Below are 14,900 nucleotides of genomic sequence, written 5' to 3'. Positions count from 1 at the left end.
CCCGGCCGGAGTAAAGCGGCAGATTTGACGTTGGCCGCTTGACCTGCAAGGGGTTTTTTGACCATGCTCTGTGAAGGTCACCTCATTGAAGAGGCGACGGCGCGCACGGGAGGCGGCGGATGTTCTTGGAGCGTATCGAAATTGTAGGTTTTCGCGGCATTAACCGGCTGTCGCTGATGCTGGACGACAACACGCTGTTGCTCGGCGAAAATGCCTGGGGTAAATCCAGCCTGCTGGATGCGCTGACGCTGCTGCTGGCGCCGGAGCAGAAACTGTATCGGTTTGAAGCGCACGACTTCCATTTCCCTCCCGGTGAGGAGGCGGCCAAAGAGCGCCACCTGCAGGTGGTGTTCACCTTCTGCGAAAAAGACATCGGCCATGCGCACCTGCCGCGCTATCGCCACCTGACGCCGCTGTGGGTCAAGGGCGAAGATGGCCTGAGCCGCATTCATTTCCGCTGCGAGGGCGAGCTGGCCGACGACGGCACGGTGTGCACCTGGCGCGGTTTTCTCGACGCTGACGGCAACGCCTTTCAACTGCACCATATCGAACAGCTGGCCCACGCCATTATCCGCATCCATCCGGTATTGCGCCTGCGCGACGCGCGCTTTATTCGCCGCCTGCGCCCCAGCAGCCTCGGCGATGAACGCAAACCCGATACCCAGGCGCTGGCGCAGCAGTTGGATCAGCTGACGCGCGAGCTGGTGCGCAATCCGCAGAAGTTGACCAACGGTGAGCTGCGTCAGGGGCTGGCGGCGATGCAGCAGCTGCTGGAGCACTATTTCGCCGAGCAGAGTTCACAGGTGACGCGGCCGCGCCGCCGCGGCGGTGAACCGGAGCAGGACGCCTGGCGCGCGCTGGACGGCATCAACCGCATGGTGGCCGAGCCGAACAGCCGCAGCATGCGCCTGATCCTGCTGGGCATGTTTTCCACCCTGCTGCAGGCCAAGGGCGACGTCAAGCTGGATCCCCATGCCCGGCCGCTGCTGCTGGTGGAGGACCCGGAAACTCGCCTGCATCCGATCATGCTGTCGGTGGCCTGGGGGCTGCTCAATCAGCTGCCGCTGCAGCGCATCACCACCACCAACTCCAGCGAACTGGTGTCGCTGGTGCCGGTGGAGCACGTCTGCCGGCTGGTGCGCGAGTCGGGGCGGGTTGCGACCTACCGTCTCGGGCCGCGCGGGCTGAGCGCCGAAGACGGGCGGCGCATCGCGTTTCACATCCGTTTCAATCGGCCGTCGTCGCTGTTCGCCCGCTGCTGGCTGCTGGTGGAAGGCGAGACCGAAGTGTGGCTGCTGAACGAGCTGGCGCGCCAGTGCGGCTACCATTTCGAGGCGGAAGGGGTGAGGGTCATCGAATTCGCCCAGTGCGGCCTGAAGCCGCTGCTGCGCTTCGCCCGCCGTATGGGTATCGAGTGGCATGCGTTGGTGGACGGCGACGAGGCGGGCAAAAAGTACGCCAATACCGTGCGCAGCCTGCTGGACAATCATGAAGACAACGAACGCGATCGGCTGACCGCGCTGCCGGCGCCGGACATGGAGCACTTCATGTTCCGTGAAGGGTTCGGCCCGGTTTATCACCGAATGGCGTCGGTGCCGCTCAACGCGCAGATGCCGGTGCGCAAGGTGATCCTGAAAGCGGTTCACCACTCGTCGAAGCCGGATCTGGCGATTGAGGTCGCGATGCAGGCCGGCGAATGGGGCACGGACTCGGTGCCGCCGCTGCTGAAGAAAATGTTCTCACGGGTAATCTGGCTGGCGCGCGGCCGGGCGGACTGACGGCCCGCCGGGCGTTATCGGGCGCAGAAATGCGCCACCAATCCCTGTTCCAGTTCGTCCAGCAACTGATAGCGGCGGCGATACTCGGCGCGCTTCTTGCTGGCAATCTCTTCGATCGGCTTGCGGGCGATGCGCTCGGGCAGCAGGAAATAGCCGCTGTCGAGCGGTTTGGCGCCCATCGACAGCCAGAACTGATCGTAATCGGCGTGCAGTTGGTCCTTCTTCTTACTCTGGTAACGCCAGTTTTGATAGATATGGGTGGCATTGCCGACGGCTACGATCCGGCGGATGCCGAGATGCCGAGCCAGCGTGCAAACGCCTTCCAGCACCAGTCGTTTAGGGAACAGACCGTGACACTCCTTGGTGGTGTGCTGGATCTCGGCGTGCGGCACCTCATGGTTCGCGCCCTGCAGGCCGCCGATGAACAGCGTCGGCTGCTGCTGATAATGCATCAGCGCAAAGGTGATTTCCGCCAGCATCACGCCGTTGGCGTTGCGCAGCAGCAACGTGGCTTCCCCTTCCTTATTCAGTTTGTCGATCGCCGCCAGTTCCAGCGAGATCGGCGCTTCGTTTTTGCCCATCGCGCGGGCCAGCACGAAAGGCTGTGGGCCGAGGTGGCCGAGACGCATCTTCAGCGGCATGCGCTGCACGATGAGATCGTAATGATCGCGCAGGGCGAACAAGCATTCGATCTTGCTCATGTTGGCCGCCAGGTAGGGGCGATGCAGCTTGCACGGCAGGTTCGGCTGCGCGTTCAGGATCTCTTCCAGCAGCGGGTTGCTGGCCAGGGTACTGAGCAGGCCGCTGGTGGTGCGCCAGTTGAGCAGCGAACGGCCGAGAAACTTCAGGCGAAACGAGGTTTTTTTCCAGGCGTTGCTTGGCGCCTTTTCGCCATTGATCAGCGCCGTCATCAGTTGCCAGCCGTTAAGCGGCCGGGGGGAGGCGAGTGGGTAGCTGAGCTGTGACATGATGAAATCCTTGGCTGTGTTGAATGGCGGTATTTCATCAAGGTTTCACTAAACGGGAGTTCAATGCTGAACTGTAACCAGGCGTGTCTCCACATTGTGTTGAGCTAAGGTTTAGTTATTCCCTACGTTGCATGCTAATTTAGCTCCGCCGCCGCAATGGGCGGTGGATATTCACAAGCACAGGCAGGTCCATTTTGACAGGGTTTAAAGGACATAAACGCCGCTGGATACTCGTTCTGGCGGTGATTGCGGCGATTGCTGCGGCGGCCGTTTGGCACTTTCGCCATCCGGCGCCAACCGATTTCAAAACGGTGAAGGTCACCCAGCGCGATCTGCAGCAGAACGTGTTGGCGACCGGCCAGCTGGACGCGGTGCGCAAGGTTGACGTCGGCGCGCAGGTCAGCGGACAGTTGGAAAAACTGTATGTCGAGATCGGCGACAAGGTGAAAAAAGGCCAGTTGCTGGGGGTTATCGATCCGCAACAGGCGCAGAACAGCATCCGCGAAGGCGAGGCGACGCTGCGCGAACTGCATGCGCAGCTGCTGCAGGCGCAGGCGGAACAGCAACTGGCGGCGGTCACGCTGCAGCGCAACCAGGCGCTGGCCAGGCTGCAGGCGGTGTCGCGTCAGGATCTGGATCAGGCGGCGACGCAGCTGGCGGTGAAGAAGGCGCAGGTGGGCACCATCAATGCGCAGATCGCGCGGAATCAGGCCAGCCTGGACACCGCCAAGATCAACCTGGCCTACACCCGCATCGAAGCGCCGATGGATGGCGACGTGGTGCAGATCACCACGCTGCAGGGCCAGACGGTGATCGCGGCGCAGCAGGCGCCGAACATTCTGACGCTGGCGGATCTCGGCACCATGCTGGTGAAGGCGCAGGTCTCGGAGGCCGACGTCATTAACCTCAAGCCGGGTCAGAAGGCCTGGTTCACGGTGCTGGGCGATCCGACCCGGCGCTTCGACGGCGTGCTGAAAGACATCCAGCCGACGCCGGAAAAGGTCAATAACGCCATCTTCTATTACGCGCGTTTCGAAGTGCCCAACCCGGAAAGGTTGCTGCGCTTGCAAATGACGGCGCAGGTGCACATTCAGCTGGCCGGCGTTCAGCAGGCGCTGGTGATCCCGCTGGCGGCGCTGGGCGATCAGATCGCCGACAACCGCTACCATGTCTCGGTGTTGAAACAGGGCAAGGAAGAGAAGCGCGAGGTGGCCATCGGCCTGCGCAACAATATCGACGTGCAGATCCTCCGCGGGCTTGAGGCGGGCGATGAGGTGATCGTCAGCCGCGGCGGCGTGGAGGCCGGCTGATGGCGGCGCTGTTGCAGCTGAGCGGCATTCGCCGCAGCTACCGTTCCGGCGAGCAGACGGTCGAGGTGCTGAAGGGGATCAGCCTGAGCATCGACGCCGGTGAAATGGTGGCGATCATGGGGGCCTCCGGCTCCGGCAAATCGACGCTGATGAACATTCTCGGCTGTCTGGACAAGCCGAGCGCCGGCGTGTATCGGGTGGCCGGGCAAGATGTGGCGACGCTGAGCGACGATGCGCTGGCGCAGCTGCGGCGTGAGCATTTCGGCTTTATCTTTCAACGCTACCATCTGCTGCCGCACCTGAGCGCGGCGCACAACGTCGAGGTGCCGGCGGTGTACGCCGGGCTGGGCAAAGCGGCGCGGCGCGAACGGGCGGAGGCGCTGTTGCGGCGGTTGGGGCTGGGGGAGCGCGTCAACTATCGGCCGAGCCAGCTTTCCGGCGGCCAGCAGCAGCGCGTCAGTATCGCCCGCGCGTTGATGAACGGCGGGCAGGTGATCCTGGCGGATGAGCCGACCGGCGCGCTGGACAGCCACTCCGGCGAAGAGGTGATGGCGATCCTTAAACAGTTGTGCGCCCAGGGGCACACGGTGATCCTGGTGACTCACGATCCGGCGGTGGCGCGTCAGGCTGAACGGATCATCGAGATCCGCGACGGCGAGATTATCGCCGACTCGCGGCCGGCACCGCAGGAGAATGCGCAGGCTAAGCCGCTGGCGCTGGCCGCCGCGGCGCCTTCCTGGCGGCAGATGGGCGGCCGTTTCCGCGAGGCGCTGATCATGGCCTGGCGCGCGATGGCGGCCAACAAGATGCGCACCGCGCTGACCATGCTCGGCATCATTATCGGCATCGCCTCGGTGGTGTCGATCCTGGTGATCGGCGACGCCGCCAAGCAGATGGTGCTGGCGGACATCAAATCCATCGGCACCAATACTGTCGATATCTATCCCGGCAAGGATTTCGGCGATGACGATCCGACCTACCGGCAATCGTTGAAATACGGCGATCTCGATGCGCTGCGCGAACAGCCTTACATCAGTGCGCTGTCGCCGAGCATCAGCAGCAGCATGCGGCTGCGCCTGGGCAACGTTGATGCGGCGGCCAACGTCAACGGCGTCAGCGAGCAGTTCTTCCGCGTGTACGGCATGAGCTTTACCCAGGGCGTCGGCATCGATCCGATGCAGGTGCAGTCGCAGGCGCAAACGGTGGTGATTGACGCCAATACCCAACGGCGGCTGTTCCCGCACCAGAAGAACGTGGTGGGGGAAGTGATCCTGGTGGGCAACATGCCGGCGACGGTGGTCGGCGTGGCCAAGGAGAAGCAGTCGATGTTCGGCAGCAGCAAGACGCTGAACGTGTGGGTGCCGTACAGCACCATGGCCAACCGGCTGATGGGCAACAGCTATTTCGATTCGATCACCGTGCGCATCCGCGACGGTTACGACAGCAAGGAAGCGGAGCAGCAACTGTCGCGCCTGTTGACGCTGCGCCACGGCAAGAAGGACTTTTTCACCTATAACATGGACAGTCTGGTGCAAACCGCGGAGAAAACCACCCGCACGCTGCAGCTGTTCCTGACGCTGGTGGCGGTGATTTCGCTGGTGGTCGGCGGCATCGGCGTGATGAACATCATGCTGGTGTCGGTGACCGAGCGCACGCGCGAGATCGGCATCCGCATGGCGGTGGGCGCCCGTTCCGGCGACGTGTTGCAGCAGTTCTTGATCGAGGCGGTGTTGGTCTGCCTGGTGGGGGGGGCGCTGGGGATTACGCTGTCGTTCGCCATCGGCCTGGCGGTGCAGTTGGTATTGCCGGGCTGGCAGATCAGCTTCCCGCCGGCGGCGTTGCTGAGCGCGTTCCTCTGTTCCACCGGTATCGGCGTGGTGTTTGGCTATCTGCCGGCGCGCAATGCCGCGCGGCTGAATCCGATCGATGCGCTGGCGCGCGAGTAAGTAAAAGGCATAAAAAATGCCAGTCACACGGCGGCTGGCATTTTTATCGCAGTCAGGGTCAATGCAGCGCGACGCTGCTGGAGGCGTTCAGGACAGCGCCTCGCTTTCCACCGGCACAATCAGACTGGCATGGTTCCCTTTTGGCCCTTGATGCACGTCGAAGCTGACCTGCTGGCCTGCCTTCAACGTTCTGTAACCATCCATCTTGATGGTGGAATAATGCGCGAAAATATCTTCGCCACCGCCGGCTGGGCAGATGAAGCCAAAGCCTTTGGCGTTGTTAAACCATTTAACAGTACCCGTCTCCATGCTTTTACATCCCTCGCAACGCTATTTTAAGTGAGATGAATAACTGAATTCGCACCCGCCGTGGGCGGGTAGCAGGGTGGACAAGGGGTGGTTAAAAGACCACCAGCCACGAATTTACACTCTAGAGCAAATGATCGGGGCGTCAAGGGATCGGCTTTTGTCGGCGGGGAGCAGTTCACCAAAGTTTGAAGCAGGTAACGCTATTGCCACGATTCAGTCACAATTGGCCCGTTTTTTTGCGCACGTTACAGTGCGGCGGGACGATGGCGAAGATGATAAAATAGTAACTATCCCCACTTTGAATAACCGAAACCTGTCCCCATATCAGAGGGCAGAGCAGAGAAGATGAGCAGCGATGGGCAATAACAACGACTGGCTAAACTTTGAACACTTGGCCGAAGAAAAACAAATCGATGCGGTAAAACCGCCGTCTATGTATAAAGTTATACTTAACAACGACGATTACACACCGATGGAATTTGTGATTGACGTTCTGCAAAAGTTCTTTTCTTATGATATTGAACGCGCAACGCAACTGATGCTCACGGTCCACTATCAAGGCAAGGCGATCTGTGGTGTTTTCACCGCCGAGGTGGCGGAAACCAAAGTCGTCCATGTGAACCGGTACGCAAGGGAGAACGAGCATCCGTTGCTTTGTACGCTGGAAAAAGCCTGAATAAGGCAATCTATTGGGGAGGTGCTTATGCTCAATCAAGAACTGGAACTCAGTCTCAACATGGCTTTCGCCAGGGCGCGTGAGCACAGACACGAGTTTATGACCGTGGAGCACCTGTTGCTGGCGTTGCTGAGCAACCCTGCCGCGCGAGAAGCGCTCGAGGCATGTACGGTGGATCTGGCCGCGTTGCGCCAGGAGCTGGAAGCCTTCATCGAACAAACCACACCGACGCTGCCCGCCGGCGAAGAAGAGCGCGACACTCAGCCGACGCTCAGCTTCCAGCGCGTGCTGCAGCGCGCGGTCTTCCATGTGCAATCTTCCGGCCGCAGCGAAGTGTCCGGCGCCAACGTGTTGGTGGCCATCTTCAGCGAGCAGGAGTCACAGGCGGCCTATCTGCTGCGCAAGCACGACGTCAGCCGTCTCGACGTGGTGAACTTCATTTCACATGGCACGCGTAAAGACGAGCCGGGCCAAGCGCCGAATGCGGAAAACCCGGTGAACGAAGAGCAGTCCGGAGGGGAAGACCGTATGGAAAACTTCACCACCAACCTCAATCAGTTGGCCCGTGTGGGCGGCATCGATCCGTTGATCGGCCGCGATCGTGAGCTGGAGCGCGCGATTCAGGTGCTGTGCCGCCGTCGTAAAAACAACCCGCTGCTGGTCGGCGAATCCGGCGTGGGCAAGACCGCTATTGCCGAAGGCCTGGCCTGGCGCATCGTGCAGGGCGATGTGCCGGAAGTGATGGCGGACTGCACGCTGTATTCGCTGGATATCGGTTCACTGCTGGCCGGCACCAAATACCGCGGCGACTTCGAGAAGCGCTTCAAGGCGCTGCTTAAGCAGCTGGAACAGGATCAGAACAGCATCCTGTTCATCGATGAAATTCACACCATCATCGGCGCCGGTGCGGCTTCCGGTGGGCAAGTGGATGCCGCCAACCTGATCAAACCGCTGCTGTCGAGCGGCAAGATCCGGGTGATCGGCTCGACCACCTACCAGGAGTTCAGCAACATCTTCGAAAAGGATCGCGCTTTGGCGCGCCGCTTCCAGAAGATCGATATCACCGAACCGACGGCGGAAGAGACCGTTCAGATCATCAACGGCCTGAAGGCCAAGTATGAAGCGCACCACGACGTGCGTTATACCGCCAAAGCGATCCGCGCCGCGGTGGAGCTGTCGGTGAAATACATCAACGATCGTCATCTGCCGGACAAGGCGATCGACGTGATCGACGAGGCGGGCGCCCGCAGCCGGTTGATGCCGGCCAGCAAGCGCAAGAAAACCGTCAACGTGGCCGATATCGAATCCGTGGTGGCGCGCATTGCGCGCATCCCGGAGAAAACCGTGTCGGCCAGCGATCGCGACGTGCTGAGAAATCTGGGCGATCGCTTGAAGATGCTGGTATTCGGCCAGGATCAGGCGATCGAGGCGCTGACCGAAGCGATCAAGATGAGCCGCGCCGGTCTGGGCCACGAGCGCAAGCCGGTCGGTTCCTTCCTGTTCGCCGGGCCGACCGGGGTCGGCAAAACCGAGGTCACCGTACAGTTGGCCAAGGCGATGGATATCGAGCTGCTGCGTTTCGACATGTCCGAGTACATGGAGCGGCATACCGTCAGCCGCCTGATCGGCGCGCCTCCGGGCTACGTCGGTTACGATCAGGGCGGGCTGCTGACCGATGCGGTGATCAAGCATCCGCATGCGGTGGTGCTGCTCGATGAGATCGAGAAAGCGCATCCGGACGTGTTCAACCTGCTGCTGCAGGTGATGGACAACGGCACGCTGACCGATAACAACGGCCGCAAGGCGGATTTCCGCAATGTGATCCTGGTGATGACCACCAACGCCGGGGTGCGGGAAACCGAACGCAAGTCGATCGGTCTGGTGCAGCAGGACAACAGCACCGACGCGATGGAAGAGATCAAGAAGGTGTTTACGCCGGAGTTCCGCAACCGTCTGGACAACATCATCTGGTTCAACCATCTGTCTACCGAGGTGATCCAGCAGGTGGTCGACAAGTTTATCGTCGAACTGCAGGCGCAGCTGGATGCGAAGGGCGTCTCGCTGGAAGTGAGCGACGAAGCGCGCGATTGGCTGTCGGTGAAGGGTTACGACCGTGCGATGGGCGCTCGTCCGATGGCGCGCGTCATGCAGGAGAACCTGAAGAAACCGCTGGCCAACGAGTTGCTGTTCGGCTCGCTGGTGGACGGCGGTTCCGTGAAGGTCGAGCTGGACAAGGACAAGAAACAGCTGACCTACCACTTCCTCAGCGCCGCCAAGCGCAAAGCGGACGAGGGCGCGGTGCACTAAGGCCGCCTTCAGGCAAAGAAAAAGCGATGCTTCGGCATCGCTTTTTTTATGGGTGAGATTCACCGTATAACAGAAACGAGTGAGCCCTCTCAGTTTACCTGCGCACCTGCAACCCGTTGTGTAACGTCGCTGCGGGGGTAAACGGAAAGGGCTCCCGAGGGATTACATCCTCGATGCCGCCAGCGTGTGGCGCGCGGTGAGCCGATTAACGGCTACGGAAGACAATGCGGCCTTTGCTCAGGTCGTACGGGGTCAGCTCTACAGTGACTTTGTCGCCCGTCAGGATGCGGATATAGTTTTTACGCATTTTACCGGAGATGTGTGCGGTTACCACGTGCCCGTTTTCCAATTCAACGCGGAACATGGTGTTCGGCAGCGTATCAAGAACGGTGCCCTGCATTTCAATATTGTCTTCTTTGGCCATCGAATCCTCTAGGTCTAACTACCTTAGTTTTTAACCGGCAAGATAATGCCGAAAAACCCCCATTATGTAAAGATGTGTCGGTGAACATAGCACCGTTTCCACCAATTAGTTTGCTGGGCAGGGCGGTTCAACCGGCTGTGGGGATATGACTTGCGGCGCCCAGCACGCCGGTGCCAAAGGCCGCCGTTGAAGGGTGCTGAGCTGCTGCAAAAATTGACGGCGCGGAATTTCACGCGCGCCAAGGCGGGCAGTGTGAGCGTTCAGCACCTGGCAGTCAATCAATTCCCCGCCATAAGCGGCAAAATGGCGGCAAAAGGCCATCAATGCGCATTTTGAGGCGTTGGTGACGCGGCTGAACATCGATTCGCCGCAGAACAACGCGCCTTGCGCTACGCCGTACATGCCGCCGACCAGTTGATCATCCTGCCATACCTCCACCGAGTGCGCGTAGCCGAGGCGATGAAGATGTTGATAGGCGCGCTGTACCTCCGGGCCGATCCAGGTGCCTTCATCCGGCCGGTGGGCGCAGGCGGCGATCACTGAGGCGAAGTCGTGATTAAGCGTGATGCGAAACGGATCGTGGCGCAGAAAGCGTTTCAGGCTGCGGTTGAGATGAAACTCGGCCGGGAACAGCACCGCACGCGGATCGGGTGACCACCACAGAATCGCTTCCCCCGGCGAGTACCAGGGGAAGATGCCGCGCTCGTAGGCTGCCAGCAGCCGCGGCGCCGTCAGGTCGCCGCCGATCGCCAGCAGGCCGTTGGGATCGCGCAGGGCGCCCTCAGGCGAGGGAAACGCCAGCGACTGAGGGGAAAGCTTAACGATGCGCATACAGGGTTTCTGCGTCCTCTACGGGCCGATTACGGCGCCAGGTTGCTGATACGGTTGCGAAAGCGGGCATAGCGGCCCTGCTGGCGCATTAGGGTGGCGTGATCGCCCTGTTCGACAATTTGGCCGTCATCCATTACGCAAATGCGATCGAGATGCTCCAGGCCGTACAGGCGGTGCGTCACCAGGATCAGCGTCTTGCCCTGACAATGCCGGCGCAGCAGCGCCAGGATCTGCTGCTCGGTCTCGGCGTCCAGCCCTTCGGTCGGTTCGTCAAGCAACAGCAGCGGGGCAGGGTGCAGCAGCGCGCGGGCGATGCCCAGCCGGCGCTGTTCGCCGCCGGACAGCTGCCGGCCGCCTTCCCCCAGCCAGGCGTTCAGCCCGCCGTCGCTGTCCAGCAATTTGCCGAGCCCCACCTGCTGCAACACCTCGCTCAGGCGAGCGTCGCCGGCATCCGGTGCGGCCAGCCGCAGGTTTTCCCGCAGCGTATCGCTGAAGATATGCACTCGCTGGCTGACGACCGTGGTCATTCGACGCAGCGTGGTTTCATCATAATCTTCCAGCGGTTCGCCGTTGAGCAGAATTTTTCCGCCGTCGGTGCGCCAGGCGCGGGTCAGCAGCTGCAGCAGGGTGGACTTGCCGCAGCCGGTGCGGCCGAGCAAGGCGATGTGTTCGCCGGCCGCGACCTCGAGCGTGACGTCGCGCAGTACCGGCTGCGGCTGATCGGGGTAGGTGAAACTCAACTGCCGCAGGCTAAGCTGAGCCCGGTCGGCGGCGGCCGGACCGGTGGCAGGGAAGGAGACTTCCGGCTGGCGATCGATGATCTGTTTGACCCGCGTGGCGGAGGCGATCACCTGGCCGAGGTGCTGGAAGGCGCCGGCCACCGGCATCAGCGCTTCGAACGACGCCAGCGCGGCGAAGACAAACAGCGCGATCAGCGCGCCGGGTTGGGTATCGCCGCCGATGCCGGCGGCGGTCAGCCACAGCAGCAGCGTCACCGTCAGCCCGCTGGCGAGGATCATCAGCGCCTGCGCCTTGCCGCTCAGCGAGGCTTGCTGCCACTGGCGGCGTTGCCACAGCTGTTCGGTGGCGTTCAGCGTCTGGCGGAAGTCGTTGACGGCGCCGAACACCACCAGCTCCGCCTGCCCCTGCAGCCAGGCGGTCAGGTCGGTGCGGTATTGGCCGCGCAGGGCGGTGAGTTGCCCGCCGATCGGTTTGCCGGCGCGATAGAACACCGGCGGCACCAGCAGCAACAGCAGCAACAGTATGCCGCCCAGCGTCAGGGCGAGCGCAGGATCCAGCCAGCTCAGGCCGTAGGTGACCACCAGGATCACCACCGCCGCGCTGATCAGCGGCGAGATCACCCGCAGATAAAGGTGATCCAGCGTGTCCACGTCCGCCACCAGGCGATTGAGCAGGTCGGCCTGGCGGAAACGGGCGATGCCGCCCGGCGTCAGCGGCAGGATCTTGCTGAAGGTGAACACCCGCAGGTGCGACAGCACGCGGAAGGTGGCGTCGTGGCTGACCACGCGCTCGGCGTAGCGCCCGGCGGTGCGGAAGATCGCCGCGCCGCGCACGCCGGCGGCCGGCAACATATAGTTGAAGGTCAGCAGGCCCGCCAATCCGGCCAGCGAAGAGGCGGCCAGGAACCAGCCGGAGAGCGCCAGCAGGCCGATGCTGGCCAGCAGGGTGACGATCGCCAAAAGGATGCCCAGGCTAATCAGCAGGCTATGGCGGCGATACAACGCCAAAAACGGCAGCAAAACGCGCATGATTAAAGCTCCCCGCGACGGTGGGCGATCAGAGTGGCGAACAGGCCCGGCTGGGCGCTGAGGGTGGCATAATCGCCCTGTTGCACGATGCGCCCGTTATCCATCACCCAAATCTGATCGTAGTCTTCGGTATCTTCCAACTGGTGCGTCACCAGCAGGGTGGTTTGCTGATGTGAAGCGGCATTCAACGCCTGCATCACCCGTTGTTCGCTATGGGCATCGAGGCTGGCGGCCGGTTCATCCAGCAGCAGCAAGCGGCGCGGGCCGATCAGCGCCCGGGCGACCGCCACGCGCTGCGCCTGGCCGACCGACAGGCGGGCGGCGTTGTCGCCCACTTCGGTGTCGAGCCCCTGCGGCAGATACGGTAACAGTTCGCTGACGTAGGCGAGCTCCACTGCCTGCTGCAGCTGCGCTTCGTCGGCCTGCGGGCAGCCCAGCAGAATATTGGCGCGCAAGGTTTGCGCCGGCAGGTGCGGGTTTTGCCCTACCCAGCTCAACTGTTGCCTCCAGTTTTCTGCGGACAGTTCACGCAGCTCGACGCCGTTGACGGTCAACGACCCACGGTAGGGCAGAAAGCCGAGCAGCAGATTGAGCAGCGAACTTTTGCCGGCGCCGCTCAGCCCGACCAGCGCCACGCGCTGTTGCGGTTGCAGGGTGAAACTCAGCGGCCCGGCCAGCAGCACGCCGTTCGGCGACAGGATTTCCAACGCGTTCGCCTGCAGCGTCAGCGGTTGATCGGCGGGCAGCTGCCGCGTGCCGTTGCCCATCTGCTCGCCTTCGGCGCTGAGGAAGGTTTCCAGCGCTTCCGCCGCGCCGACCGCCTGCGCCTTGGCATGGTAGAAGGTGCCGAGATCGCGCAGCGGTTGGAAGAACTCCGGCGCCAGAATCAGCACCAGAAAACCGGAAAACAGCGTTACGCCGAGGCCGTAGCTGCCGAAATTGAGTTCGCCGAGGTAGGAAAAACCGAAGTACACCGCCACCACGGCGATGGAAATCGAGGCGAAGAACTCCAGCACGCCGGAAGAGAGGAAGGCCATGCGCAGCACTTCCATGGTGCGGCTGCGGAAGTCTTCGGAGGATTTGGCGATCTGCGCGGTTTCGGCCTGCGCGCGGTCAAACAGCCGCAGAGTGTCCAGGCCGCGCAGGCGGTCGAGGAAGTTGCCGCTCAATCGCGCCAGTGCGACGAAGTTGCGGCGGTTGGCGTCGGCGGCCCCCATACCGACCAGCGCCATGAACAGCGGGATCAGCGGCGCGGTCGCCAACAGAATCAAACCGGCGGCCCAATTGATCGGGAAAACGGCGATCAGGATCAGCAGCGGGATGAAGACCGCCAGATACATCTGCGGCAGATAGTGCGAGTAATAGTCCTGCATATCCTCGATCTGCTCGACGATGATGCTGGCCCAACTGCCCGCCGGTTTGCCCTGGATCCAGGCCGGGCCGAGCTGCTGCAGCTTATCCAGCACCTGCTGGCGCATGCGCTGACGGATCACCTGGCCACACTGGAAACCGACCCGCTCCCGCAGCCAGCTCAACAGCGCCCGCAATGCGAACGCGGCGGCCAGCCAGATAAACGAAGGGAGCAGCTGTTCGCGTGGGGTATGTTCGATGATCAGGGCGTGCAGCAGGCTGGCCAGCAGCCACGCCTGCGCCACGATCAGCAGGCCGCTGAACAGCCCCAACAGCATGGAAAGGCGCAGCCAACGCTGCGCCAACGAACTCTGGGTTTTAAGCCAACGGGTTAACTGTTGCTGTCTGGTTTTTTTCATCAGATATGCGTCTGCGTCGCCGGTGCCCGTTTGTTACAGGCTGGGTTAACGTACTGTTAAATAATAGTGTTTGGCGCAATCGGCGACAAACAAGCGAGGTCCCATGTTACCTCGTCACCCGGCAGACTGAAAATAATAAAGCGGCCAAATGTGGCTATAACAGACGCGTTACCGACTATTTGACTTCCTCACTCGCGGCCTCGGCCTCCAGAGCGGCGCGCACCGACGCTCGCTCCGCGATCCGCGCCACATAATGCTGGAGCGGCGGCCACTCGCTCAGCGAAATCTCGAAGCGCGCCATCCAGCGCAACACGGTAAACAGATAAACGTCAGCGACGCTAAAATGTGCTCCCAACAGATAGGTTTGTTGTGCCAAAACTTGCGCGAGATAACCCAATCGCCGCCTCAACTTGTCGCGCAGCAACGCCTTGGCGCCGTCGGGCAGGGCGTCATTGAATAAAGGGGCGGCGCCGGCATGGATCTCGCTGGTGATGAAATTAAGCCATTCCTGCAGCCGTACCCGCTCAAAGGCCGTCGGTGGCGGCGCCAGCTGGCTTTCTGGGCGCAGGTCGGCGAGGTATTGAACGATGGCGGGGCCTTCGGTGATCACGTTGCCGTCGTCCAGCAGTAGGGCGGCGACGTAACCTTTGGGGTTGATGCAATAGAAATCCTCACCGTCGGCGCAGCGCTTGCTGCGATTGTTCACCCTGATCAGGGTGAAGGGGAGCGCTAATTCGCGCAGGACGATATGTGGGGCAAGCGAGCAGGCATCGGGAGCAAAATACAGCTTCATGCTATTTCCTTGTGGGTCAA

12 protein-coding genes are annotated in these 14,900 nt (G+C 61.8%); 5 read left to right on the top strand and 7 right to left on the bottom strand.

Translation table 11 applies throughout. The annotated features are described in order from the left end of the window. The first annotated feature begins 119 nt into the window (after nucleotides 1-119). Nucleotides 120-1,778: an ATP-dependent endonuclease gene (locus JL05_RS20110; RefSeq protein ID WP_033633462.1), complete on the top strand. Its 1,659-nt coding sequence runs from the start codon at nucleotides 120-122 to the stop codon at nucleotides 1,776-1,778. A gap of 14 nt (nucleotides 1,779-1,792) precedes the next feature. Here the strand turns inward: JL05_RS20110 and JL05_RS20105 are convergent, their stop codons facing one another. Beyond that, the gene (locus JL05_RS20105) at nucleotides 1,793-2,746 is read right to left on the bottom strand and encodes a VirK/YbjX family protein (protein WP_033633461.1); all 954 of its coding nucleotides are present in this window, start codon (nucleotides 2,744-2,746) and stop codon (nucleotides 1,793-1,795) included. Between the two features lie 194 nt (nucleotides 2,747-2,940). On the opposite strand from JL05_RS20105, the gene macA reads away from it, so the two are divergent. Both macA and macB read left to right on the top strand, forming a co-directional pair. Then, nucleotides 2,941-4,056 carry a macrolide transporter subunit MacA gene (gene macA / locus JL05_RS20100; RefSeq protein ID WP_033633460.1) on the top strand — a complete coding sequence of 372 codons (1,116 nt, stop codon included), beginning with the start codon at nucleotides 2,941-2,943 and terminating at the stop codon, nucleotides 4,054-4,056. Then, nucleotides 4,056-6,002: a macrolide ABC transporter ATP-binding protein/permease MacB gene (gene macB, locus JL05_RS20095; RefSeq protein WP_033633459.1), complete on the top strand. Its 1,947-nt coding sequence runs from the start codon at nucleotides 4,056-4,058 to the stop codon at nucleotides 6,000-6,002. Before macA ends, macB begins: the two co-directional genes overlap by 1 nt. Before the next feature lie 87 nt (nucleotides 6,003-6,089). Here macB and cspD read toward each other — a convergent pair whose 3' ends face one another. Next, the gene (gene cspD, locus JL05_RS20090) at nucleotides 6,090-6,311 is read right to left on the bottom strand and encodes a cold shock-like protein CspD (RefSeq protein WP_004928349.1); all 222 of its coding nucleotides are present in this window, start codon (nucleotides 6,309-6,311) and stop codon (nucleotides 6,090-6,092) included. 355 nt (nucleotides 6,312-6,666) lie between these two features. On the opposite strand from cspD, the gene clpS reads away from it, so the two are divergent. Together clpS and clpA are read left to right on the top strand one after the other, a co-directional pair. Then, nucleotides 6,667-6,987, top strand: a complete 321-nt coding sequence (gene clpS / locus JL05_RS20085) for an ATP-dependent Clp protease adapter ClpS (protein WP_004928347.1) — start codon at nucleotides 6,667-6,669, stop codon at nucleotides 6,985-6,987. Nucleotides 6,988-7,014: 27 nt separating this feature from the next. Further along, on the top strand, nucleotides 7,015-9,294 hold the full coding sequence (gene clpA, locus JL05_RS20080) for an ATP-dependent Clp protease ATP-binding subunit ClpA (protein WP_004928343.1): 2,280 nt from the start codon (nucleotides 7,015-7,017) through the stop codon (nucleotides 9,292-9,294). Nucleotides 9,295-9,499: 205 nt separating this feature from the next. Here the strand turns inward: clpA and infA are convergent, their stop codons facing one another. From infA to gstA, 5 genes are all read right to left on the bottom strand, one after another. After that, the gene (gene infA / locus JL05_RS20075; protein WP_002211347.1) at nucleotides 9,500-9,718 is read right to left on the bottom strand and encodes a translation initiation factor IF-1; all 219 of its coding nucleotides are present in this window, start codon (nucleotides 9,716-9,718) and stop codon (nucleotides 9,500-9,502) included. Between the two features lie 105 nt (nucleotides 9,719-9,823). Further along, nucleotides 9,824-10,549: a leucyl/phenylalanyl-tRNA--protein transferase gene (aat, locus tag JL05_RS20070; RefSeq protein WP_015377315.1), complete on the bottom strand. Its 726-nt coding sequence runs from the start codon at nucleotides 10,547-10,549 to the stop codon at nucleotides 9,824-9,826. Between the two features lie 29 nt (nucleotides 10,550-10,578). Beyond that, a complete protein-coding gene (gene cydC, locus JL05_RS20065; protein ID WP_033633458.1) occupies nucleotides 10,579-12,318 on the bottom strand; it encodes a heme ABC transporter ATP-binding protein/permease CydC in 1,740 nt (579 codons plus the stop codon). Between the two features lie 2 nt (nucleotides 12,319-12,320). Next, a complete protein-coding gene (gene cydD, locus JL05_RS20060) occupies nucleotides 12,321-14,087 on the bottom strand; it encodes a heme ABC transporter permease/ATP-binding protein CydD (protein WP_033633457.1) in 1,767 nt (588 codons plus the stop codon). A gap of 175 nt (nucleotides 14,088-14,262) precedes the next feature. After that, nucleotides 14,263-14,880: a glutathione transferase GstA gene (gene gstA, locus JL05_RS20055; protein ID WP_033633456.1), complete on the bottom strand. Its 618-nt coding sequence runs from the start codon at nucleotides 14,878-14,880 to the stop codon at nucleotides 14,263-14,265. Nucleotides 14,881-14,900: the final 20 nt, after the last annotated feature.

Origin of the sequence: Serratia nematodiphila DZ0503SBS1 (assembly GCF_000738675.1) — a bacterium.
GTDB classification, from domain to species: domain Bacteria; phylum Pseudomonadota; class Gammaproteobacteria; order Enterobacterales; family Enterobacteriaceae; genus Serratia; species Serratia nematodiphila.
This window is presented reverse-complemented; position numbering and strand designations above follow the sequence as displayed.